The organism is Luteibacter sp. SVR4-7G, from assembly GCF_056755555.1.
Map to the genome: position 1 here is coordinate 34,393 of NZ_JBPGXO010000026.1, position 23,671 is coordinate 58,063.

The 23,671-nt window shown below is 63.2% G+C and carries 11 protein-coding genes, 2 tRNA genes and 3 rRNA genes; 4 read left to right on the plus strand and 12 right to left on the minus strand.

Features of this window, described 5'->3' with window-relative positions; translation table 11 throughout:
• The first annotated feature begins 164 nt into the window (after window positions 1–164).
• Window positions 165–1,961, plus strand: coding sequence for an autotransporter outer membrane beta-barrel domain-containing protein (locus ACR9ZH_RS11540; RefSeq protein ID WP_481290892.1), 1,797 nt, complete (start codon window positions 165–167; stop codon window positions 1,959–1,961).
• A 61-nt stretch (window positions 1,962–2,022) separates the two neighbouring features.
• On the opposite strand, the gene ACR9ZH_RS11545 is transcribed toward ACR9ZH_RS11540, so the two are convergent.
• The 3 genes from ACR9ZH_RS11545 to ACR9ZH_RS11555 form a co-directional block, all read right to left on the minus strand.
• Complete coding sequence (locus ACR9ZH_RS11545; protein WP_481290893.1) at window positions 2,023–2,868, minus strand: DUF1481 domain-containing protein; 846 nt, start codon at window positions 2,866–2,868, stop codon at window positions 2,023–2,025.
• Between the two features lie 330 nt (window positions 2,869–3,198).
• The gene (locus ACR9ZH_RS11550; protein ID WP_481290894.1) at window positions 3,199–6,249 is read right to left on the minus strand and encodes a TonB-dependent receptor; all 3,051 of its coding nucleotides are present in this window, start codon (window positions 6,247–6,249) and stop codon (window positions 3,199–3,201) included.
• A 491-nt stretch (window positions 6,250–6,740) separates the two neighbouring features.
• Entirely contained in the window at window positions 6,741–9,785 is a 3,045-nt protein-coding gene (locus ACR9ZH_RS11555) for a TonB-dependent receptor (protein ID WP_481290895.1), read from the minus strand.
• Window positions 9,786–10,325: 540 nt separating this feature from the next.
• On the opposite strand from ACR9ZH_RS11555, the gene ACR9ZH_RS11560 reads away from it, so the two are divergent.
• Complete coding sequence (locus ACR9ZH_RS11560; RefSeq protein ID WP_481290896.1) at window positions 10,326–10,922, plus strand: helix-turn-helix domain-containing protein; 597 nt, start codon at window positions 10,326–10,328, stop codon at window positions 10,920–10,922.
• 50 nt (window positions 10,923–10,972) lie between these two features.
• Here the strand turns inward: ACR9ZH_RS11560 and glyS are convergent, their stop codons facing one another.
• Window positions 10,973–13,117, minus strand: coding sequence for a glycine--tRNA ligase subunit beta (gene glyS / locus ACR9ZH_RS11565; protein ID WP_481290897.1), 2,145 nt, complete (start codon window positions 13,115–13,117; stop codon window positions 10,973–10,975).
• Complete coding sequence (gene glyQ / locus ACR9ZH_RS11570; protein WP_481290898.1) at window positions 13,107–14,021, minus strand: glycine--tRNA ligase subunit alpha; 915 nt, start codon at window positions 14,019–14,021, stop codon at window positions 13,107–13,109. Before glyQ ends, glyS begins: the two co-directional genes overlap by 11 nt.
• A 65-nt stretch (window positions 14,022–14,086) precedes the next feature.
• On the opposite strand from glyQ, the gene tfpB reads away from it, so the two are divergent.
• Both tfpB and ACR9ZH_RS11580 read left to right on the plus strand, forming a co-directional pair.
• Window positions 14,087–15,901, plus strand: a complete 1,815-nt coding sequence (tfpB, locus tag ACR9ZH_RS11575) for a type IV pilus assembly ATPase TfpB (RefSeq protein WP_481290899.1) — start codon at window positions 14,087–14,089, stop codon at window positions 15,899–15,901.
• Complete coding sequence (locus tag ACR9ZH_RS11580; RefSeq protein ID WP_481290900.1) at window positions 15,898–16,635, plus strand: glutamine amidotransferase; 738 nt, start codon at window positions 15,898–15,900, stop codon at window positions 16,633–16,635. The genes tfpB and ACR9ZH_RS11580 overlap by 4 nt, the downstream gene beginning before the upstream one ends.
• On the opposite strand, the gene ACR9ZH_RS11585 is transcribed toward ACR9ZH_RS11580, so the two are convergent.
• The 7 genes from ACR9ZH_RS11585 to ACR9ZH_RS11615 all read right to left on the minus strand — a co-directional run.
• Window positions 16,624–17,307 carry a rhomboid family intramembrane serine protease gene (locus ACR9ZH_RS11585; protein ID WP_481290901.1) on the minus strand — a complete coding sequence of 228 codons (684 nt, stop codon included), beginning with the start codon at window positions 17,305–17,307 and terminating at the stop codon, window positions 16,624–16,626. The genes ACR9ZH_RS11580 and ACR9ZH_RS11585 overlap by 12 nt on opposite strands.
• A gap of 2 nt (window positions 17,308–17,309) precedes the next feature.
• Window positions 17,310–18,911 (minus strand): ExeA family protein, encoded by a 1,602-nt coding sequence (locus ACR9ZH_RS11590; protein WP_481290902.1) that lies wholly within the window; start codon window positions 18,909–18,911, stop codon window positions 17,310–17,312.
• Between the two features lie 103 nt (window positions 18,912–19,014).
• Window positions 19,015–19,129 (minus strand): 5S ribosomal RNA (gene rrf / locus ACR9ZH_RS11595).
• Window positions 19,130–19,244: 115 nt separating this feature from the next.
• Window positions 19,245–22,129 (minus strand): 23S ribosomal RNA (locus ACR9ZH_RS11600).
• Between the two features lie 192 nt (window positions 22,130–22,321).
• Window positions 22,322–22,397 (minus strand) — tRNA-Ala (locus ACR9ZH_RS11605).
• A 16-nt stretch (window positions 22,398–22,413) separates the two neighbouring features.
• Window positions 22,414–22,490, minus strand: a tRNA-Ile gene (locus ACR9ZH_RS11610).
• A 97-nt stretch (window positions 22,491–22,587) separates the two neighbouring features.
• Window positions 22,588–23,671: ribosomal RNA gene (locus tag ACR9ZH_RS11615) — 16S ribosomal RNA — on the minus strand; the annotation flags it as partial.

Genomic DNA, 23,671 nt, shown 5'->3' on the forward strand with positions numbered 1-23,671 from the left:
CAAAGGTCCGGACCCTACTTCGGAGATCCGGACCCTACCCGTGGGAAGCACGCTTCCCACGCCAGCTGTCCATGCCCCTTCACGCGTACCGCGGCGCAGCATGCGCCGCCGTATGGTTTTCCATTACCGTAACGTTTCTCTAACGCCCCACACGGAGTGACCTCATGCGAATTCGTCATCTTGCCGGTGCCATCGGTGCCGCCCTTCTCTTCAGTGCCGGGGCGCACGCCGACGGGTACCAGCAGGTCGTGTCCTTCGGCGACAGCCTGAGCGATAACGGCAACGTCGCGATCCTTTCGGGCTCCCCGGTCGTCACCCGCTTCACGACCAACCCGGGTACCGTCGCCGTCGAAAACATCGCGAAGCACTTCAACCTGTCGCTGACGCCCTCACTGCAGGGCGGCACGGACTACGCCTTCGGCGGCGCGCGTGCCGCCATCGCCAATCCGGTGCCGGCCACCTCCACCCAGGTCCAGCAGTACCTCGCGGCCAATGGCGGCAAGGCCAACCCGAACGCGCTGTACACCATGTGGGTCGGCGCCAACGACCTGCTGGCGGCCGTGCAGAACCCGGCCACGGCCCAGGTGACGGTGGCGACGGCGGCGACCAACGAAGTCGCGCAGATCAAGGCCCTCCAGGACGCCGGCGCGAAGACCATCGTCGTCTTCAACTTGCCGGACGTGGGCAAGACGCCGGCCGCCCTGTCGCAGGGGGCCGCTGCGTCGGCGGGCATCACCCAGCTGAGCCAGGTCTACAACGGCGTCCTCAGCGGCGGGCTGGCTTCGGCCAACCGCGGCATCGTGCCGATCGACACCTATGCCCTGCTTAACGAGGTCATCGCCAGCCCGGGCACCTACGGCTTCACCAACGTGACCGTGCCCGCCTGCACCACGGCCAGCTCGATCACCTGTTCGCCGGCGACGCTGCGCGATCCGAACGCGGCAGCCACCTACCTGTTCGCCGACGGCATCCATCCGACCACCGCGGCGCACGCGCTGCTCAGCCAGTACGCGATCTCGGTGATCACTGCGCCGCAGCAGATCTCGCTGCTGGGCGAAGCGGGCCTCGCTTCCAACGCCGCGCACGTGCGCACGCTGCGCAACCAGATGATGGCCGACAACTTCGGTGCCGATTCGCGCTTCTTCGCGGCGGTGGACTACGGCCAGCAGAAGTTCAAGAACACCGACACCTCGCCCAAGACCGATAGCGACAACGTCAACCTCACGATCGGTGCCGACGCGCGCGTGAACGACCATGTCTCGGTCGGCGTGGCCATGGGCGTGGCGCAGTCGAAGGCCGACTTCCAGGGCGGTGGCGGCTACAAGATGCAGGACATCGCGGGCTCGGGCTACGCCTTCTACCATAACGGTGGCGGCTACTTCGGCGGCTTCGCCAGCTTCGGCCAGCTCAGCTTCACCGACATCGACCGCCGCATCGACCTCGGCGCGGCACGCCGCACCGAGACCGGCAAGACCGACGGCTCGCACGTCGGTGCCGGCCTCAGCGGCGGCTGGTGGTTCGGCAGCGACACGCTGAAGACCGGCCCCTTCGTCTCGGTGGAATGGCAGCAGCTGCGCGTGTTCGGTTATACCGAGCGCAACGACACCAGCACGGCGATGCGCTTCGACAAGCAGATCCGCAATTCGCGCATCGAAACCGCCGGCTGGCGCTTGCAGGGCGCCTGGCAGTCGGGCAACACGATGCTGCGTCCGTTCGCCGAAGTCGCCTACAACCACGACGGCCGCGCAGACGACCGCTACGTGACAGCCGGCCTGACCAACATGGCCGGCCAGTTCAGCGTGCAGGGCTTCTCGCCCGACAAGACCTGGATGACCGCCGACCTCGGCGTCACGGCCGACTTCAACCAGAGCTGGAGCGGTTGGGTCAGCTACAGCGGCCGCTTCGGCGACGACACGCAGCGTTACAACGGTCTGAACCTTGGGGTGAAGCTCGCGTTCTGACGAACCGGGAGCCAAAAAAACGCCGGCTTCTGGCCGGCGTTTTTTTTCTGGATGGACGGCTTTACTTCTTGCCGCCCGCCTTCGAATACATGGCCTCGGCCTGCTTCTTCAGGTTGTTGGCGTCGTCGTCGGACAGAGTATCGACCTTGCCGCCGGCTTCGTTCTGCTTGAGCACCAGCTCGCCGGCATCGTTCCAGCCCGCGCGCGCCGTCGAGTTCGGCTTGGCGTCCTTGCTCGACTTCTTCTCCTGCACGATGACCCACGGCTTGCCGTTCTTGTAGGCGTAGTTGGTCGAGGTGAAGCCCTTGTCGCCGTAGTCGACCAACTCGATGACGAACTGGACGTCGTTGCCCTTCTTGAAGATCTGCCAGCCACGCGACTCGCCTTCCTTCAGTGCGGTGCCCTGGGTGACCTTCATGCCGCCGATGTTCTTCTTGAGGCTGTTGTAGCCGGCCAGCTCCTTCTCGCCCGGGGTGGCTTCGCCGACGAGCTGGATGGTGACGGCGTTCTTCGCGCCCTTGGTCACCACCGGCGTCTTCAGCGGCGAAGAGTAATGGCGCTCACCGTCCTGCAGCGACACCTCGACGATGTACATGTCATTCGGGTTGACGTCCGTCTGGTTGAAATCCAACTGGAACGACTGCGGCATGGTGACCGGCGCGATGGTCTTCGAAGCCAGCGGCTGCGAACCCTCGGCGCTCACGTCGACCAGCTTGAGGTCGAGCTTGGCGTCGGGGCTGAGCTGGGCGCTCGCGTCGCGCAGGCTGACCGTGCCGGTGACGGCATTGGCCGGGGCGGCGGGCTTGCTATCGGTGCTGCCGCTGGAAGCCGGCTGCTGGCCATTGGTGTCGGAGCCGCCGCTGCAACCGGCGAGGGCCGCCAGCGCGGCCACGGATGCGAGCGACAAGAAAATCCTGCGCATGGTCGAACCTCGTAACGAATGGAATGGTCGTGGGGTCACGGAAGATACGCACGCGCATGGCGCACCGGAACTCCCGGGGGAACCTGGGAGGATACCGGCAAATGCGCCGTCAGAAAAGTCAAGTGACGAACTAGACACGAGTGGCTTTCCGGAGCCCGCTGGAAAGCTGGCAGTCAGACTTGCCGAAAAACGGCAATCGTCTGAATCGAGACGCTTTTTCCGGTTCCGGGCAAAGACAAACGCCGCCCGAAGGCGGCGTTTTTCCAGTTCACCCCGCGCTCCAGGGAGCGCGGGACGATCTTCGACTTCGATGGATCAGAAGTCGTAGGTGACGCCGAAGCGGGCGTAGCGCGGCGTGGTCTGGAACAGCGCCGTGCGGTAGTTCGGATCGACCGAGTCCGTGCCGCTGCGACCTGCCTGCGGATAGGTCGCCAGACGCTCGCGATCGTTGAACACGTTGAACACCGTGACGTTGAAGGCAAGCTTCTTGTCGGCCCATGCCGGGCGGTATTCGGCGCTCAGGTCGACCAGCAGCGTCCACGGGTTGTGACCTGCCTTGCCCGGAGGCGACGGTTCGCCGTAGCAGTAGTGGTAGTACGACTGGTAACCGGTCGGATCCGTCTCGTTCGCACCGTAGTAGCCAAGGCAGCTCTTCGGCGCGCCGGAGGCGAGCGTCGCGTTGCCCGACAGCATCCACTCGTCGGTCAGCTGGTACGAACCGTAAGCCTTCAGCACATGTCGGCGGCTGTTCGACAGTTCGCCGTTCGAGTACTCCATCAGGGTCGGCAGATCCCAGTCGACCGTCGCGGAAACGTCGGTCTGGCCGATATCCGAACGCACCTGGCCTTCCGAGTTACCGTAGCTCTTCGAGTACAGGTAGTCGACCTTGCCGTACCACTTGCCGTCGAACGGATGCTCGAGGTACATCTCGAGACCGTAGTAGTTGCGCTTCAGGTGCGGGAAGCCGAAGTCGGCGTTGCTGACGTGCGCGGTGTAGTAGCCACCGTTGAGATTCGGCACCAGGAAGTCCGAAGCACGACCCGGGTTGAACAGGTAGCTGCCCTGCACCGGACCGATCGTCGCCGGATCCACGCCCTGACGAATGAGCGCGTTCGTGATCGTGTCGGCATCACCAACGTCGTCGATCGCATTCTTCAGCTTGCGCACGGTCGCCTTCGCACCGTAGACCCACTTGTCGCCCAGCGTCTTGTCAAAGCCAAGGATGAACTCATCCTGGTATTCCGACTTCAGGCCACGGGAAGCGGCGGTCACCGGGTCGCGGGTGATGCCGTACTCGCGGTTCGACGAGATCGGACCACCCGTGGCGGTCTCGATCGGCGTCAGGCCGGTCGGGATGCCCTGCGCGTCGATGCCCGTGTAGGTGAAGTATTCACGCGTGTACAGCGAGTTGCCCGCCGAACGCAGCGCAACCGAAGCCGGCAGCGCGAGGTAGTAGCGGCCCGCGTTGGCGTAGATCTTCAGGCTGGAATCGCCGTTGACGTCCCAGGTAGCACCAATGCGCGGCGCCCACTGCGGCTTCGTCAGGGTGAGGTACGGCTGGCTATCGCCGTTGTAGTTGGTGAACTGGTCGTTACGGATACCGACCTTCACCAGCCAGCGGTCGTTGACCTGCCACGAATCCTCGAGGTACTGCGCGCGCTGCTTCACGCGAACCGACGCACGCGCCACATAAACGTAGCGATCGACGTAGAAGCCCTGCGCATCCGGCGGACCCACGAAGGTGCTGCTGCCCGGCTCGCCAGCGATCGGTGCGCCGACGTCGGCGGTGCCGTATTCCCAGGCGTAACCCGGACCGGAGGTGCCGAGGCCGTCGTTCTGGTCGCGCACGTCCTGGTTATCGATACCGCCGGTGATCGTGTGATCGCCGATGTGGTAGCTCAGGTCGATGCGCAGGTTGCGGTTGGTCGACTTGTGCTCCGGGTCGTAGACGCGGGTCGACGGGTTCTCGTTCGTGATTCCGTTCGCAGCGCCACCCGTCAGATCCGGGTTCTGCAGGTTCGGATTGATGATGTGCGGCGTCTGCGTCTGCGGCACCTGGCTGTAGTACGTGCCGTGCATCTTGCCGTACAGCACCGACAGGGTCAGGTCGTCGGTGATGTAGCTCGTGAACTTGGCCGTGTACAGATCCGCACCGCTCTTGTTCAGCGGCACACCGGACGTATCCTTGCCGATCAGCGCGCCACGCTGCAGCGTGCCGTAGTCGAAGGCATAGACATTGGCGTCATAGTTCGACTTGTTCGACGCGCCGGTCACTTCGAGGATGTTGCTGTCGTTGATGTTCCAGTCGAGCTTGCCGTAGTACTTCGGATTGCGGTATTCGCGATCGTAGTACGCACCCGTGTCCGCGGACTTGTAGGTGTCCTGGTTCAGGCGCTCCTGCTCGGCAGCGAGGAAGATGTACAGCTTGTCCTTGATCAGCGGACCACCCACGTAGGCCGACTCGACCGTACGCATCTGGGTGTCCTTGCGGTTGTAGTTGTACACCTGGCCGGCCTTGGTGCTCGGGCCGTCGATGATGTACAGGTCGTTACCGGAGGTCGAACGGGTGCCGCGCGGCTCCCACAGAACCTGCGCACCGAAGTGCCATTCGTTCGTGCCGCGCTTGCCGACCTGGCTGATCACGCCACCGGCCGAACGGCCGTAAGCGGCGCCGTAGCCACCAGCCAGCACTTCCTGCTGGTCGATCGCGCCATACGGCAGGGTGATGCCGCCGAAGCCGCTGAGCGGATCGGTGGTGTTGAAGCCGTTGATGTAGTACGCGTTCTCGGTGACCGAACCGCCGCCGATCGAGACGAGGGCGTTACCGGTCGGACCGGAGAAGTAACCGCTGCCCTGCACGGCGCCCGGCGCCAGCAGCGCGATGGATTCGGCAGTGCGGGCCAGCGGCAGCTTGGCCAGCTGCTCCGAGGTGATGACGGTGCGCGAGTCGACGGTCGAGACGTCGACCGGCGGCAGGCTGTTGGCCGTGACGGTGACCGACTCGAGCGACTGGGCGTCGCCGGAGGTGGCCGGAGCCGTGAACGACACGTCCGAACCCTTGCCGACCGTGAGGCTCACGTTCTTGCGCGAATCGACGACGGCGCCGTTGCGCTTGAGGTCGACCTGGTAGCTGCCGACCGGCAGGTTGTTGAACTGGTAGCGGCCCGAGGCGTCGACCGGCACTTCGCGGGTGATACCCGTGGAGCCACTGATCTGCACCGTGTCGCCCGGCTGGGCGGTGCCGAAGATGTTACCGGTAGTCGACTGGGCGAGAACGACGCCCGTGCCGCCGAGACCGATCGCGAGGGCCAGGGCCAACGCGGAGTGACGCAGGACGGATGCCTGCCGGATGCTGCGAGAACTCATTGCAAATCTCCCCAGATCAGCCCTAAACCGGGCCTGAAAACGAGCAAAACCGACCGAAGCCGGAAAAAAAGTGGCTCACTCGGCGCACGTTTGCGGGGATGTTGCCTACGCCCCTGCTCTCCCAGAGTGGTGCGTTCGCCCCCGTGACCTGCATCCGACAAGCCATGGACTTGCTGAACCGATCCTTCCGCCGTGTCCGTAGGAAGGCTCTGTCCAGAATCGTCGACGCCGAATCTAGGCTTACGCCGAGGCCCGTGTCAACAAATTATTTACAAGGGGAGCGCTGTTTTTCTTACGTTCTTCTCAGCGAAGGCCTATTGAAATGTCCAGATATTCGGGATTTTTTGCTTACGGGTGAAACAGTTCCGTAAAAAAAGCGCCCCCGGCCGGGAGGCTGAGGGCGATCTGGGGAGGCATATTGCCTTTGCCTCGGGAGCCTTCCCTTGCTCCCGGGGCCTTCTCTTGTTGTAGCGGTACCAGTGGTTGCCTTATCAGAAGTCGTACGTGATGCCGAAGCGGGCGTAACGCGGCGTGGTCTGGTAGAGCGGCACGCCGTAACGCGGGTTCGGATCGTCCGCGAACTCGCGGATCGGGAACGTCTGGGTCGCCTTGCGCTGGTTGAACAGGTTGAACACGGTGACGTTGAAGGCCAGCTTGCTGTCGGCCCACACCGGACGGTATTCGATTGCACCGGTGACGATGTAGGTCCACGGGTTGTGGCCGGCTTTGCCCGGAGGCGACGGCTGGCCGGCGCACCAGTGGTAGTAGGAGCCGTAACCCAGGTTCGGATTGGTTTCATCGGGACCGAAGTAACCGAGGCAGCTCTTCGGCGCACCGGACGACAGAAGGGCGTTGGCCGAGACCATCCACTCCGGCGCCAGCTGGTACGAACCGTAGATCTTGAACTGGTGCTTGCGGCTGTTCGCCAGCTCGCCGTTCGCGTACTGCATGACCTCGTTGTAATCCCAGTCCACCGTCGCCGAGACCGTGTCCTGACGGATGTCGGAACGCACCTGGCCTTCCGAGTTACCGTAGCTCTTCGAGTACAGGTAGTCGAAGCGGACCTGGTACCTGCCGTCCCACGCGTGGTCGAGGTACAGGTTCAGGCCATAGTAGTTGCGCTTCGAATGCGGGAATCCGAAGTCCTCGTTGTTCATGTCGACGGTGTAGTAACCACCGGCCGTGTTCGGGATGAGGAACGTGTTGGCGCGGCCGGGATTGAACAGGTAGCTACCCTGGATATCGCCGATCGTGTCGGGGTCGATGCCCATGCGGTCCATCTTGCGCAGGATCGCATCCGCGTCGCCCACGTCATCGATCGCATTGCGGAGCTTGCGCACCGTTGCCTTCGCGCCGTAGGTCCATTTGTCCGTGAGCATGGCATCGAAGCCGACGATGAATTCGTCCTGGTACTCGGACTTGATGTTGGTCGACGCGGCCGTCCTCGGATCGCGCGGGATGCCGTACTCGCGGTTGGCCGAGATCGGCCCTCCGGTGCTGCTGAAGATCGGGGTGAGGCCCGTGGGGATGCCTTCGGGATCGATCCCGGTATAGGTGAAGTATTCCCGCGTGTATAGCGACGCACCGGCCGAGCGCAGTGCGACCGAAGCCGGCAGCGCAAGGAAGTAGCGACCCGCGTTGGCGTAGATCTTCAGGCTCGAATCACCGTTGACGTCCCACGTGGCTCCGAGACGCGGGGCCCACTGCGGCGTCGTCAGGCGCAGGTAAGCCTGGCCGTTCTGGTTGTAGTTGGTGAATTGGTCGTTACGCAGACCGACCTTCACCAGCCAGCGGTCGTTGACCTGCCACGAATCTTCGATGTACTGCGCGCGCTGCGTCGTGCGCACCGAGGCAGCCGTGCTGTACACGTAGCGAGCGACGTAGTAACCGTTACCGCCCGGAGGGGCGACATAGGCGGCATCCGTCGGCGAGGTGCCGATGATCGGCGTCCCGGGCTTACCCAGGTTATATTCCCAGGCGTAACCCGGGCCCGATGTGGTGATACCGTCGTTCTTGTCCAACACCTTCTGATTATCGATACCGGCGGTGATCGTGTGATCGCCGATGTGATAGCTCAGGTCGATGCGCAGGTTCGTATTGGTCGACTTGTGCCTCGGGTCCGCGATCTGCGCCGAGGGATTCGCGTTGCTGATCGGCGAACCGCCATTCAGTGCCGGATCCTGCCTGGTCGGCGTCAGGATCGACGGAAGGGTCGTCTCGCCTGCCGTCGCGGTGTAGTACGTGCCCTTCATCTTGCCATAGAGCGCGGTGAGGGTCAGGTCGTCCGTGATGTAGCTGGTGAACTTGGCGGAATAGACGTCGGCACCCGACTTGTTCTGCGGCGCGCCTGCCGTGTCCTTGCCCACGAAAGCGCCGCGGGTCTTGGTGTCATAGTCGTACTCGAAGATCGAGGCATCGTATTCCTGCTTGTTCGAAGCGCCGGTTAGTTCGAGGATGTTGCTGTCGTTGATGTTCCAGTCGATCTTGCCGTAGTACTTCGGATTGCGGTAGCTCTGCTTGTACACGAACGGCGCGTTGATATTCGTCGTCTGGCTGCCCTCGCGGCGTTCCTGTTCGGCCGCAATGAAGATGTACAGGGTGTCCTTGATCAGCGGGCCTCCGGCATACGCGGAGTACGTGGTCCGCCAGAGCTTGTCCTTGTCGTTCCGGTCGAATATCTCTCCGGCGTTAGGACCGATCTTCTGGTAGAAGTTCATCGGGCTGGCCTTGGTGCCATTCGGCTCCCAGAGGACCTGGCCACCGAAGTGCCACTCGTTGCTGCCACGCTTGCCGACCTGGCTGATCACGCCGCCGGCCGAACGGCCATACGCCGCGCCATAGCCACCGGCGAGGATTTCCTGCTGGTCGATGGCGCCGTACGGCAGCGTGATGCCGCCGAAGCCACTGAGCGGATCGGTCGTGTTGAAGCCGTTGATGTAGTACGCGTTCTCGGTCACGGCGCTGCCGGCGATCGAGACGAGGGCGTTACCGGTCGGGCCGGTGAAGAACGAGCTGCCGCTCACGGCGCCCGGCGCCAGCAGGGCGATCGCTTCCGCCGTGCGAGCGAGCGGAAGCTTGGCGAGCTGCTCGGAAGTGATGACGGTACGCGAGTCGACCGAGCTGACGTCGATGGATGGCAGGGCGTTCGCGGAGACGGTCACGCCTTCCAGGCTTGCCGCCTGGGATGCGGAGGCTGCGGCGCCGAAACCCACTTCGGTACCTGCGCCGACGCGCAGGGTCACGTTGGAGCGCGAGTCGACGGCGGCGCCGTCACGGTTGAGCGTGACCTTGTAGTTGCCCAGCGGCAGCTGGCCTACCGTGTAACGGCCGTCCTCCCCCACGTTGACGGTACGGGTCACGCCGGTATCGCTGGTGACCGTGACGGTCTGGCCGGCACCGGCCGGAGCCTGGCCGAAGATCGAACCCGTGGTGGCCTGCGCGAACACGGCGCCGGATACGGTTCCGAGGCTGATCGCCAGCGCAAGGGCCGTCCGGCGGCCAAGCGATGACGTGGCGCTGAAATGACGTGAACTCATTGAATGCTCTCCCCATGAAAAAGCCGCGCATCGCGAATTAATACGAATGTCGCGGCAAGCCGAACCCGTCCCCAATCACTCGGGGCTGCTCGTTCGCCTGGTCTTGGAATCTCTCCACAAAACAACGGAATCCGTGAAAGGATCCCGCCCCCGGGAACATCACCTTCTAGGTGATCGCCTACAGATATACGCGCGGAGTCATCGTCCCGCAATATGAAAAACTTACAGGTTTTTTACCTGTTTGCGCAGTTACTTGCGTGACAGCATCACCCGTTCAAAGCTCGAATCCGCTGCTGAAGCAATAACTTACGGCGCTACCCGAAGCATGACTTCCGGCACATATGGGACTTTTACCTAGGAAACGTTCCTAGTAGTTTTGAGGGGTTGCACGGACCGGCGTAACACGTTTTTTCGGCAAGACCTGCCCCGGACCTCAATGAAAGGCTTCCGAAGGCAAGTTCCTGTACACCGAACCATGGGCTCGCGCGTTGGTTCGCGAATCGCCGGGGGGCGGTCTTTTAACAACGAGGTTCCATTCGCATGAACGACAACTCACGGGGATCCGTCCTGGCCGAGGCCTCCCGAGGGGGTCTGGATACCGCTCACGCGGAAGCCATGGTTGCGCCTTCTTCGTTCGCCAGCCGCGTGCGCGCCGTCATCAAGATGTCCGGCAGCGTCAGCGAGATTGCTCGCCGCTGCGGATTTTCTGAAGGCGTCGTGCGCAGCTGGCGCGACGGCAATACCGATCCCTCGCGAGGCCGCTGCGTAACGATGGCCAAGACCCTGGGCCTGTCCCTGGTGTGGCTGGCCGCGGGCGAAGGCCCGATGATGCTCGACGGTTCGACCGATGGCACGGCGTCGCGAAACGGAGCCGACGCTGCCGCCAGTGGCCGCGACGTGCCGGCCAATCGCAGCCTGGCGCTCGACCCGAGCCGGCTGGCCGCGGCGATGAAACTGCTGCAGTCGGACATCGAGATGGCCGGCAGCCGCTTCTCGCCCGTGCGCCATGCCGACCTGGTGGCGGAGATGTATTCGATCCTCGGACGTTCGGGCGAGGCCGATTACGCCGATCGCATGGTCGCGTTCCGGCGCACGCTGGTATCGCGCATCCAGGACGAGCAGGGCGTGCCTGCCTGAGAGGCTACGCAGAGGCTGGCAGGTTGTTGTAGGAGCGCGCCTGCGCGCTCCTACAGTCGCGAGATGTCGGCGATGGCGCCGAAGCTTGCCTTGAGCTGGGCCAGCAGGGCCAGGCGATTCGCACGCACGGCCGGATTCTCTGCGTTGACCAGCACGTCGTCGAAGAAGCGGTCCACCGGCGCCTGCAGCGACGACAGGCGGGCAAGCGTGCCCGTGTAGTCGCCGCTGGCGAGCAGGCCCTGGGTATCCGCACGTGCCGCAGCGAGCGCGGCATGCAGCTCGCGTTCCGCATCGAGCTCGAAGTGGGCCGGATCGACATGGGCCTTGACCGGCTCGGCTCCGCTCTCCTCGGCCTGCTTGCGCAGGATGTTGGCCACACGCTTGTTGGCGGCCGCCAGGCTGGCGGCTTCGGCGCGGCGGGAGAACTCGCCCACGGCACGCAGGCGGCGATCGAAGTCGGGCAGCGTGGCCGGTGACACGGCGAGCACGGACTCGAACTGGTCGGCCGAGAAACCCTGGTCGGCGTAATAGCCGCGCAGGCGGTCGAGCACGAACGCATGCACCTCGCCGCCCAGCTCGCGACGGCGCGCGCCGATGTCGACCACCGGCGGCTTCCCTTCCTTCCCAGGCTTCACGCCGGCGACCAGACCGGCTTCCGGCACGAGGTCGAAGGCTTCCGTCAGCGCGGCGCGCAGGTCGATGTCGAGGCCACCCTCGATCAACGTCCGTGCCAGGCCCAGTGCCGCACGGCGCAGGGCGAACGGATCTTTGTTGCCGCTGGGCTTCATGCCCACGGCGAAGATGCCGGCGAGGGTGTCGAGGCGCTCGGCCACGGCCAGCACCCGGCCAACCGCACCCGAGGCAATGGCGTCGCCGCCGAAGCGCGGCTGGTAATGGCTGTCCAGCGCGTCGGCCACCTCGGCCGCGATGCCCTGGCGCGTGGCGTAGTAACGCCCCATCACCCCCTGCAGCTCCGGAAACTCGCCGACCATGCGGGTGAGCAGGTCGCATTTGGCCAGCGCCGCGGCGTGCGTGGCCTGCCCTGCGTCGACACCGACGCGGTTGGCGATGACGCGCGCGAGCTCGGCCACGCGCACGGTCTTGTCCCAGAGGCTGCCGAGCGACTGCTGGTAGGTGACGTTCTTCAGGCCTTCCTGGTAGTCGGCCAGCGGCGTCTTGAGGTCCTCGTCCCAGAAGAACTTCGCATCGGCGAAGCGCGGACGGATCACGCGCTCGTAGCCCTTGCGGATCTCCGCCGGATCGTGGCTTTCGATATTGGCGACGCCGATGAAGTGCTCGGTGAGGCGGCCTTCGGCATCGAAGACGGGCACGAACTTCTGGTTCGTCTCCATCGTGGTGACCAGTGCTTCCGGCGGCACGTCAAGGAACTCGCGCTCGAAGGTGCAGGCGATGCCGACCGGCCATTCGGTGAGGTTGGCGATCTCGTCGAGCAGGCCCTCGGACAGGCGCGGCTCGCCACCACTGGCCACGCGGGCCACTTCGTCGCGCACGCGCTGGCGCCGCTCGGCGGGATCCGCGATCACGTGCGCATGGCGTAGCGCGTCGAGCCAGCTGTCGGCATCGGCCACGTGCACCGGCTTGGGATGATGGAAGCGATGGCCGTGACTGAGACGGCCGCTCTTCAGACCCAGCACCTCGCCTTCGACGATGTCCGCGCCGTGCAGCATCAGGAAGGTATGCGCGGGACGCACGAAGCTGTCCTCGCGATCGCCCCAGCGCATGGCCTTGGGAATCGGCAAGGCCTTCAGCGCCTCGGCGACGATTTCCGGCAGCAAGGCGGCCGTGGGCTGGCCGGGCTTCACCGCGCGGAAGACGAACCAGGCGCCCTTGTCGGTCTCGAGTTTTTCCAGCGCCGCGACATCCACGCCGCAGGACTGGGCGAAGCCGAGCAGCGCCTTGCCGGGTGCACCGTCGGCACCGGTGCTCGCGGCGACTGCGGGACCACGGCGTTCGACGGTCTGCTCCGGCTGGGCCACAGCCACATTCGGCACATGCACGGCGAGACGGCGCGGCGACGCGTAGGCCTGTGCAGCGCCGTAGTCCGCGGCAACGCCGCGCTTCTCCAGGCCTTCGACGACACCGCGTGCGAATGCGCCGGCGAGGTCGTCGAGCGCTTTCGGCGGCAGTTCTTCCGTGCCCAGCTCGATCAGGAGCGGCAGTCGCTTATCGGCCATGGACGGCCTCCTTGTCTTTCTTCAGGCCTGGGAATCCGAGCTTTTCACGCTGCGCCACGTAGGCCTCGGCGACAGCGCGGGCCAGCGTGCGCACGCGCAGGATGTAGCGCTGGCGCTCGGTGACACTGATGGCCCGGCGCGCGTCGAGCAGGTTGAACGCGTGGCTGGCCTTGCACACCTGCTCGTAGGCGGGAAGCGGCAGGCCCGCCGCGATCAGCTTGCCGGCCTCGCCCTCGCACACGTCGAACCAGTGGAAGAGTTCGGCGACATTGGCGTGCTCGAAGTTGTAGGTGCTCTGCTCCACCTCGTTCTGGTGGAACACGTCGCCATAGGTGACCACGCCGTGCGGCGCATGCGTCCAGACGATGTCGTAGATGCTGTCGACGTTCTGCAGGTACATCACCAGGCGTTCGAGGCCATAAGTGATTTCGCCCGTGACAGGACGGCATTCGAGGCCGCCGGCCTGCTGGAAATAGGTGAACTGGGTGACCTCCATGCCGTTCAGCCAGACTTCCCAGCCGAGGCCCCAGGCGCCCAGCGTGGGCGATTCCCAGTTGTCCTCGACGAAGCGGAGATCGTGTACCAGCGGGTCGATGCCCAGTGCCTTCAGCGAGCCGATGTAACGTTCCAGGATGTCGTCCGGGTTCGGCTTCAGCACCACCTGGTACTGGTAGTAATGCTGCAGGCGGTTCGGGTTGTCGCCGTAGCGGCCGTCCGTCGGACGGCGGCAGGGTTGCACGTAGGCGGCCGCCCAGGGTTCGGGTCCGAGAGAGCGGAGGAAGGTGGCCGGATGGAACGTACCCGCACCGACCTCGGCATCGAGGGGCTGGACCAGTACGCAGCCCTGGTCCGCCCAGTAGCGGTTCAGGGTCTGGATCACGTCTTGGAAGGTGGGCGCGGACATGGTTCCCGGGTCCTTGAGAAAGCGGGCTAGTATAGCGGCGTGGCATTAACACAGGGTCGCAGGCAATGGCAGTGAATCCGCAACCCGGCGCGCACCTCGGGCGTCGTGGCCGTCTGGAACTGGACGAGGTGCTGGCTTCCCTCGTCGTGGACGGCTACCTCACCGGGGAGGATGCGAAGCGGGTGCGCATGGGCTCGCGCAGCGGCAAGTCGGCCATCGAACTGCACCCCCTCGTCCTGATCGCCAACGCCAAGCTCGAGAACCGCCGCGACCCGGGCCGTCCGCTGAGCCTGGAGGGACTGGTGGAATGGCTTGCCGGCAAGGCCGACCTGCCCTACCTGAAGATCGACCCGATGAAGGTCAACGTAGCCCAGGCCACGCAGGCCGTCAGCAGCGCCTATGCGCAGCGCCACCGGATCCTGCCCGTGGCGGCCTCGTCCGTGGAGGTCACCTTCGCCACGGCGGAGCCGTTCGACACCGGCTGGGCCAACGACCTCGCTCACATGCTCCGCCGCGACGTGCGCCGCGTCGTGTCGAATCCGATCGACATCAACCGCTACCTGCTCGAGTTCTACGGCGTGCAGCGTTCCATCCAGCTCGCCCAGGATGCGAAAGGCGGCGAACCCTCGAAGATCATCAACTTCGAGCAGCTGGTGGAACTGGGCAAGGCCGGCGAGGTGGGTGCCGACGACCGGCACGTGGTGCATATCGTCGACTGGCTGCTGCAATACGCTTTCGAACAGCGTGCGTCGGATATCCATCTCGAACCGCGCCGCGACGCCGGGCAGATGCGCTTCCGCATCGACGGCGTGATGCAGAAGGTGTTCGAACTGCCGCCGCCCGTGATGACCGCGGTGACCGCGCGCGTGAAGATTCTTTCGCGCATGGACGTGGCCGAGAAGCGGCGCCCTCAGGACGGCCGCATCAAGACGCGCTCGGCCGGCGGGCGCGAAGTGGAACTGCGTATATCGACCATGCCTACCGCCTTCGGCGAAAAGGTGGTGATGCGTATCTTCGATCCCGACCTCGTCATGAAGGATTTCGGGCAACTCGGCTTTTCCGCCGAGGAAGACCGCGTCTGGCGCGGGATGGTGGAGCGCCCGCATGGCATCGTGCTGGTTACTGGCCCCACCGGCTCGGGCAAGACCACGACGCTGTACTCCACGCTGAAGCACCTGGCCCGGCCGGAACTCAACGTCTGTACCGTCGAAGACCCCATCGAAATGGTCTCGCCGGAACTCAATCAGATGCAGGTGCAGCCGTCCATCGACCTGGACTTCGCCGCAGGCGTGCGCACGCTGCTGCGCCAGGACCCGGACATCATCATGATCGGCGAGATCCGCGACCTGGAAACCGCGCAGATGGCGGTGCAGGCTTCGCTCACCGGCCACCTGGTGCTATCGACGCTGCACACCAACGACTCGCCCAGCGCTGTCACCCGCCTGCTCGACCTGGGCGTGCCGCATTACCTCATCCAGTCGACCCTCGCCGGTGTGGTGGCGCAGCGCCTCGTGCGCACGCTCTGTCCGCATTGCAAGGCGGCGACCGCGCAGGACGCCGATACCTGGCGCGTGCTCACCCGCGGCTGGGACATCCCGCTGCCCGGGCAGGTATTCGAGCCGGTAGGCTGCCTGGAATGCCGGAAGACCGGTTACCTCGGCCGTACCGGCGTCTACGAAATGATGCCGATGTCCCCGCGCCTGCGTTCGCTCATCTCCGCCGAACTCGACCTAGGCCGCTTCGGCGACGAAGCCCTGCGGGAAGGCATGAAACCCTTGCGTATCTCCGCGGCGATGCAGGTAGCCGCCGGCCTGACCACCGTCCGTGAAGTGCTCAACGTGCTTCCTCCGACCGATATCGACGAAAGCACGACTGCATGAAGCCTGTTCTCATCATCCGCACCGGCCGCGCACCCGATACCATCAGCCACCGCCATGGCGATTTCCCCCGCTGGTTCCGCCTGGGACTGCGCCTGCGCGAAACCTGCTTCCGCATCGTCGACGTGGAACACGGCGATGCCCTGCCGGATACGGACGACTGCGCTGGCGCGGTGATCACAGGCTCCGCGTCGATGGTCACGGAACGGCTGCCGTGGAGCGAACGCACCGCAGGGTGGATCCGCAATGCGATGGATGCCGACCTGCCGATGCTCGGGGTGTGCTACGGGCACCAGCTCATGTCGCACGCGCTCGGCGGCCGCGTGGACTATCTGCCAGGCGGACGCGAGATGGGCACGCTGCGCATAGAGACCCATGCGGGCGCGGCGAAAGACACGCTGGGCGCGGCCCTGCCCGCTTCGTTCCACGCCCATGCGACGCACGAGCAGAGCGTGCTCGAACTGCCGCGTGGCGCGGTATCGCTGGCCCGCTCGGAACGCGACCCGCACCACCTCGTGCGTTACGGCAAGCACGCCGTGAGCACCCAGTTCCATCCCGAGTTTTCGGCGGAAGTGATGCGCGCCTACATCCGGCGCAAGCGCGACGCCCTCAGCAAGGAAGGACATTCGCCGGACGCACTGCTCGCGGCGGTGGTACCTACCCCGCATGCCACGATGCTGCTGCGCGGCTTCGTGCGCGAGCACCTGCTGGCACCGCGCGAGATGTCAGCCGCGTAAGCGGCGCGCGATCGCGCCACGGGAGAACACGGCGAACACGATGCCGAAAAGGAAGCCGCCGATGTGGGTCCACCATACGACGGCGCCGTAGCTGGCGCCTGCATAGCTGAAAAGCAATTGCACGAGCGCCCACATGCCGATGAGCACGAATGCCGGCACGCGCACGAACTCGAGGTAAAGGCCTAACGGCAGTACCAGGCCGAGTTTCGCGCGGGGGAATAGCGTGACATAGGCGCCTACGACCGCGGAAACGGCGCCGCTGCATCCGATGATCGCCACGCGCACGCCGGTGAGCGATACCGCGCCGATGAGGTTCGCCACCACGCCGCCGAGCAGGAACAGCAGGAGGAAGCGCGGCGAGCCGAGGCTGCGTTCCGCCGGCAGGCTGAAGATCACCAGGAAGAGCAGGTTGCTGAGCAGGTGCAGCCAGCCGGCATGGATGAAGGTGGCCGTGAACAGGCGCAGCAGGGCGGGATCGCTCACCTGCTCCCATAGCGGCAGGCCCGTACCGAAGAGGTGCGCGGGAACCGTGCCCCAATGCAGCATGATCGATTTGCGTTCCGCCGGACTCGTGAGCGCCAGGGCAACGAAACAGACCACGCACACAATCACCACGAGCATGGTCGCCCAGCACAACCGGGAACGCCGGCGCGTGTCGACGTGGACGAACATGCTCAAGGAACGCCGCGCGCGAGGTGCGGGCCCTCAGCTTCCAGCGAGGAAAGGGCGAACATGGTTTCCGGTCCCACGACGCCGTCGGCGGCGATGCCGAAGCGCTGCTGCACATTCAGGACGCGGGCTTCGACGGAACTGTCGAAGCTGGTCGGACGCTCCGCGGCGGCGCCGGCACGCGGTGGAAGGCGCGCCAGGACCCAGGCCAGGCCGTCGCCGCTGTCGCCCCGTGAGAGTTTCCCCGGCATGGCGGGATCGACACGGAACACGGCATAGAAGCGACCGTTCCACACATGCTGGAAAGCATCCCGGGTCAGGTCGACGTACTTCCCGCCGAGGTAAAGGCGGACCGCTTCGGTGCCTGCGCCGACGAGGAGCACCTGTTGCTTCGCGTTCGCATCGTCAAGCTCGAGGATCAGCGGGCGATCGAAACGGACGAGCTGGTCCAGCGAACCGCGGCCACTCACGCAGGCGAAGCCCGGGAAGATGGTCGCGTCGCAGTTCATCGCGTTGGCGACCGAGGTTTCCTTCGATGTCACCTGCCAGCGCGCGAGCAATTCGCCCCAGACACGCAGCTTGCCGACCTCCGGCGCGGGCAAGGCGTCGTGGAATTTGGCCAGGGCCTGCTCCGGACTGGCGATGACCAGGTTCTTCGGCCGCGAAGGGCTGTGGCCGGTGAGGATCCATGTGGCCATGCCGCCGACGAAGAGAATGGCGACCATCACGCCGATGGCGATGATCGGGCGGCGGTAGCGCCTCAGCCAGTAGCGCGCATGCTGCGGCAGCGCCTCGCGCACCACGAAGCCGAGCGCCCGCTCGCCGATCGATTTTTCGCCGCGCTCGGCGGCACGCTCGAGCGCCCGGTGAGCCAGGGTATTGAGCCGGCGGGGATTGCCCTTGCCGTCGTCGCGCAGGCTGCGCAGTCCGAGCCGGCTGAAGGGCATCTGCGTCGTGCCGGCGACATGCAGGCGATGGCGGACATAACGCTCGCTCTCTTCGGCATTCAGGGGAGCCAGCGGCAGGCTGCTGCGAATACGCGCGGCCAGCGCCGGTGCACCCGGGCCCGCCAGGCGCTCGCGTAGCGTGGGCTCGCCGGCCAGGACAATGTAGAAGGGGGCGGCGGCCTTTTCGCAGGCCACCAGGAGGCGCATGACGATGGCCAGGTCTTCGTCCGACAACTCCTGCGCGTCGTCGAGGATCCAGAGGAAACGATGGTTGACGTGATGGGCCAGGCGTCCGAGGCCTGCGGCGAGGCCATCGACCAGGTGGTCCTCCGTATTCGCTTCGGCGCTCAACGGCAGCGGCAGGCCGAAGCCGGCATAGAGGGCGCGCAACCAGGCGACCGTCTCCAGCGCGTAGTCGCCCGCGCCATGGCGTACGGCGCGTACGCCATGGTTCGGCGCATCGGCCTCGATCAACATGCACAGGAGCGTCTTGCCGATGCCCCGCTCGCCCGTTACCAGGGTGACACTGGACTGGTCGGCACCGACCTCGTATTCCACGTGCGCCAGGATCTCGCGTTCGCGCGGAAACAGACACGCGAAGCGCGGATCCGGTGCGTCGCCGAACGGCGGTTCGCGAAGTCCGAAAGTCTGTAGATACATGGGCCTACTGTAGCCGATCGGCCCGCGGCGGGTGTGCCGGGCGCGAAAAAACGGATAAGAAAAAACCCGGCCTCAATGAGACCGGGTTTTTTTGGGATAAAGCCCCTGGCGGTGACCTACTCTTGCATGGCTTGAGCCACACTACCATCGGCGCATGCGCGTTTCACTTCTGAGTTCGGGATGGGATCAGGTGGTACCACGCCGCTATAGCCGCCAGGGAAGGGGTGGGAGCAGCGCAGGTGCGCCGGCTCCACAGAGGGTGTAAACGAGTGACAAGCGTCCGGGGTCATGACCGGAAGACAAGTTTAAGACGGTGAAGCGTCTTGGGGTTATATGGTCAAGCCTCACGGCTCATTAGTACGCGTAAGCTCAATGCATTGCTGCACTTCCACACCGCGCCTATCAACCACCTAGTCTTGATGGTGCCTTAAGGAGAGTCGAGCTCTCGGGAGATCTCATCTTGGGGCGTGCTTCCCGCTTAGATGCTTTCAGCGGTTATCACTTCCGTTCGTAGCTACCGGGCAATGCCATGGGCATGACAACCCGAACACCAGCGGAACGTCCACTCCGGTCCTCTCGTACTAGGAGCAGCCCCCCTCAAATCTCCAACGCCCACGACAGATAGGGACCGAACTGTCTCACGACGTTCTGAACCCAGCTCGCGTACCACTTTAAATGGCGAACAGCCATACCCTTGGGACCGGCTACAGCCCCAGGATGTGATGAGCCGACATCGAGGTGCCAAACACCGCCGTCGATATGAACTCTTGGGCGGTATCAGCCTGTTATCCCCGGAGTACCTTTTATCCGTTGAGCGATGGCCCTTCCATACAGAACCACCGGATCACTAAGACCTACTTTCGTACCTGCTTGATCCGTCGATCTCGCAGTCAAGCACGCTTATGCCTTTGCACACAGTGCGCGATGTCCGACCGCGCTGAGCGTACCTTCGTGCTCCTCCGTTACTCTTTGGGAGGAGACCGCCCCAGTCAAACTACCCACCATACATGGTCCCCGATCCGGATTACGGACCTAGGTTAGAACGTCAAGCACTTCAGGGTGGTATTTCAAGGATGGCTCCACCGAAACTGGCGTCTCGGTTTCATAGCCTCCCACCTATCCTACACAGAAGAACTCAACGTTCAATGTAAAGCTATAGTAAAGGTTCACGGGGTCTTTCCGTCTTGCCGCGGGAACGCTGCATCTTCACAGCGATTTCAATTTCACTGAGTCTCGGGTGGAGACAGCGCCGCTGTCGTTACGCCATTCGTGCAGGTCGGAACTTACCCGACAAGGAATTTCGCTACCTTAGGACCGTTATAGTTACGGCCGCCGTTTACTGGGGCTTCGATCAAGAGCTTCGCCTTGCGGCTGACCCCATCAATTAACCTTCCAGCACCGGGCAGGCGTCACACCCTATACGTCCACTTTCGTGTTTGCAGAGTGCTGTGTTTTTGATAAACAGTCGCAGCGGCCAGGTTACTGCGACCCCTCGATGCTCAGTCACGCACGTGACCACACCAAGGGGCGCACCTTCTCCCGAAGTTACGGTGCCATTTTGCCTAGTTCCTTCACCCGAGTTCTCTCAAGCGCCTTGGGATTCTCACCCTGCCTACCAGTGTCGGTTTACGGTACGGTTTTTCTACAGCTGAAGCTTAGTGGCTTTTCCTGGAAGCGTGGTGTCAGTCACTTCGTCCTCATAGGACTGGTCTCGGTGCTCGGCGTATGTGATCCCGGATTTGCCTAAGATCACCGCCTACCGCCTTTCCCCAGGACAACCAACGCCTGGTAGACCTAACCTTCTCCGTCCCCACATCGCACTGTAGAAAAGTGCAGGAATATTAACCTGCTTCCCATCGACTACGCATTTCTGCCTCGCCTTAGGGGCCGACTCACCCTGCGCCGATGAACGTTGCGCGAGGAAACCTTGGGCTTTCGGCGGGGGGGCTTTTCACCCCCCTTATCGTTACTCATGTCAGCATTCGCACTTCCGATACCTCCAGCAAGCCTTACGACTCACCTTCACAGGCCTACGGAACGCTCCTCTACCGCGTACACCTCAAAGGTGTACACCCCGAGCTTCGGTGCATAGCTTAGCCCCGTTAAATCTTCCGCGCAGACCGACTCGACCAGTGAGCTATTACGCTTTCTTTAAAGGGTGGCTGCTTCTAAGCCAACCTCCTGGCTGTCTATGCCTTTCCACATCGTTTTCCACTTAGCTATGACTTTGGGACCTTAGCTGCGGGTCTGGGTTGTTTCCCTTTTCACGACGGACGTTAGCACCCGCCGTGTGTCTCCCGTGTAGCACGTGTTGGTATTCGGAGTTTGCCATGGTTTGGTAAGTCTCAATGACCCCCTAGCCATAACAGTGCTCTACCCCCAACAGTGTTCGCACGAGGCGCTACCTAAATAGCTTTCGAGGAGAACCAGCTATCTCCGAGTTTGTTTAGCCTTTCACTCCGATCCTCAACTCATCCCCATCTATTGCAACAGATGTGGGTTCGGTCCTCCAGTGCGTGTTACCGCACCTTCAACCTGGTCAAGGATAGATCACTCGGTTTCGGGTCTACTGCCAGAGACTATTCGCCCTATTCAGACTCGGTTTCCCTTCGCCTCCCCTATACGGTTAAGCTTGCCACTGACAGTAAGTCGCTGACCCATTATACAAAAGGTACGCAGTCACCCTTGCGGGCTTCCACTGCTTGTACGTATACGGTTTCAGGGTCTATTTCACTCCCCTCTCCGGGGTTCTTTTCGCCTTTCCCTCACGGTACTAGTTCGCTATCGGTCAGTCAGGAGTATTTAGCCTTGGAGGATGGTCCCCCCATGTTCAGACAGGGTTTCTCGTGCCCCGCCTTACTCAATTTCATGCCACGCACCCTTTCGTCTACCGGGCTATCACCGTCTACGGCCCGCGTTTCCAAGCGGTTCGACTAGAATGTGCGACACTTTTGGGCTAGTCCGCGTTCGCTCGTCGCTACTGACGGAATCTCGGTTGATTTCTTTTCCTCCGGGTACTTAGATATTTCAGTTCCCCGGGTTCGCCTCGCATAGCTATGTATTCACTATGCGATACCGCTTAACGCGGTGGGTTTCCCCATTCGGACATTGCCGGATCAAAGCTTGTTGCCAGCTCCCCGACACTTTTCGCAGGCTGCCACGTCCTTCATCGCCTCTGACTGCCAAGGCATCCACCGTATACGCTTAGTCGCTTGACCATATAACCCCAAGTCGCCTCGGGGCCTACAATCCAAGCCACTTCGTTTCGCCTTAACACTTGTCTTGGGTTCGGTTACGAACCAAGACGCTTGTCACTCGTTTACAGATTTTCAAAGAACACCCGACCGGCCTCAGCGCCGGTGGGCTTCAAAACGATCTTCGTGTGCGCTACACATCCGCTACCGTGACACTGGTGGAGCCTGTCGGGATCGAACCGACGACCCTCTGCTTGCAAAGCAGATGCTCTCCCAGCTGAGCTAAGGCCCCATAAGGTGTGCTCGAGTGGTGGGTCTGGGTGGACTCGAACCACCGACCTCACCCTTATCAGGGGTGCGCTCTAACCACCTGAGCTACAGACCCATAAGGTGCTCGCTTACGGCATGCATGGGTTACCCATGCGTGGATGTGCAGGTGACTTGTGTGGAAGCCTTGCGATGAAAGGACGTGTCGTTTCTCGAAAGGAGGTGATCCAGCCGCACCTTCCGATACGGCTACCTTGTTACGACTTCACCCCAGTCATGAACCACTCCGTGGTCGTCGTCCCCCTTGCGGTTAGACTAACGGCTTCTGGAGCAGCTCACTCCCATGGTGTGACGGGCGGTGTGTACAAGGCCCGGGAACGTATTCACCGCAGCATAGCTGATCTGCGATTACTAGCGATTCCGACTTCATGGAGTCGAGTTGCAGACTCCAATCCGGACTGGGATCGGCTTTCTGGGATTAGCTCCACCTCGCGGTCTTGCAACCCTCTGTACCGACCATTGTAGTACGTGTGTAGCCCTGGCCGTAAGGGCCATGATGACTTGACGTCATCCCCACCTTCCTCCGGTTTGTCACCGGCAGTCTCCTTAGAGTTCCCGACTTTACTCGCTGGCAACTAAGGACAAGGGTTGCGCTCGTTGCGGGACTTAACCCAACATCTCACGACACGAGCTGACGACAGCCATGCAGCACCTGTGTTCCGATTCCCGAAGGCACTCCCGCATCTCTGCAGGATTCCGGACATGTCAAGGCCAGGTAAGGTTCTTCGCGTTGCATCGAATTAAACCACATACTCCACCGCTTGTGCGGGCCCCCGTCAATTCCTTTGAGTTTCAGTCTTGCGACCGTACTCCCCAGGCGGCGAACTTAACGCGTTAGCTTCGACACTGATCTCCGAGTTGAGACCAACATCCAGTTCGCATCGTTTAGGGCGTGGACTACCAGGGTATCTAATCCTGTTTGCTCCCCACGCTTTCGTGCCTCAGCGTCAGTGTTGATCCAGATGGCCGCCTTCGCCACTGATGTTCCTCCCGATCTCTACGCATTTCACCGCTACACCGGGAATTCCACCATCCTCTATCACACTCTAGCTCGCCAGTATCCACTGCCATTCCCAGGTTGAGCCCGGGGCTTTCACAGCAGACTTAACGAACCGCCTACGCACGCTTTACGCCCAGTAATTCCGATTAACGCTTGCACCCTCCGTATTACCGCGGCTGCTGGCACGGAGTTAGCCGGTGCTTATTCCTCAGGTACCGTCAGACTACAGGGGTATTAAC

Bases quoted from the DNA above. Each gene is read 5' to 3' on its own strand.
- ACR9ZH_RS11540 (WP_481290892.1), top strand. From the start codon at position 165: ATGCGAATTCGTCATCTTGCCGGTGCCATCGGTGCCGCCCTTCTCTTC.
- ACR9ZH_RS11550 (WP_481290894.1), bottom strand. From the start codon at position 6,249: ATGAGTTCTCGCAGCATCCGGCAGGCATCCGTCCTGCGTCACTCCGCG.
- ACR9ZH_RS11555 (WP_481290895.1), bottom strand. From the start codon at position 9,785: ATGAGTTCACGTCATTTCAGCGCCACGTCATCGCTTGGCCGCCGGACG.
- ACR9ZH_RS11560 (WP_481290896.1), top strand. From the start codon at position 10,326: ATGAACGACAACTCACGGGGATCCGTCCTGGCCGAGGCCTCCCGAGGG.
- glyS (WP_481290897.1), bottom strand. From the start codon at position 13,117: ATGGCCGATAAGCGACTGCCGCTCCTGATCGAGCTGGGCACGGAAGAA.
- glyQ (WP_481290898.1), bottom strand. From the start codon at position 14,021: ATGTCCGCGCCCACCTTCCAAGACGTGATCCAGACCCTGAACCGCTAC.
- tfpB (WP_481290899.1), top strand. From the start codon at position 14,087: ATGGCAGTGAATCCGCAACCCGGCGCGCACCTCGGGCGTCGTGGCCGT.
- ACR9ZH_RS11580 (WP_481290900.1), top strand. From the start codon at position 15,898: ATGAAGCCTGTTCTCATCATCCGCACCGGCCGCGCACCCGATACCATC.
- ACR9ZH_RS11585 (WP_481290901.1), bottom strand. From the start codon at position 17,307: ATGTTCGTCCACGTCGACACGCGCCGGCGTTCCCGGTTGTGCTGGGCG.
- ACR9ZH_RS11590 (WP_481290902.1), bottom strand. From the start codon at position 18,911: ATGTATCTACAGACTTTCGGACTTCGCGAACCGCCGTTCGGCGACGCA.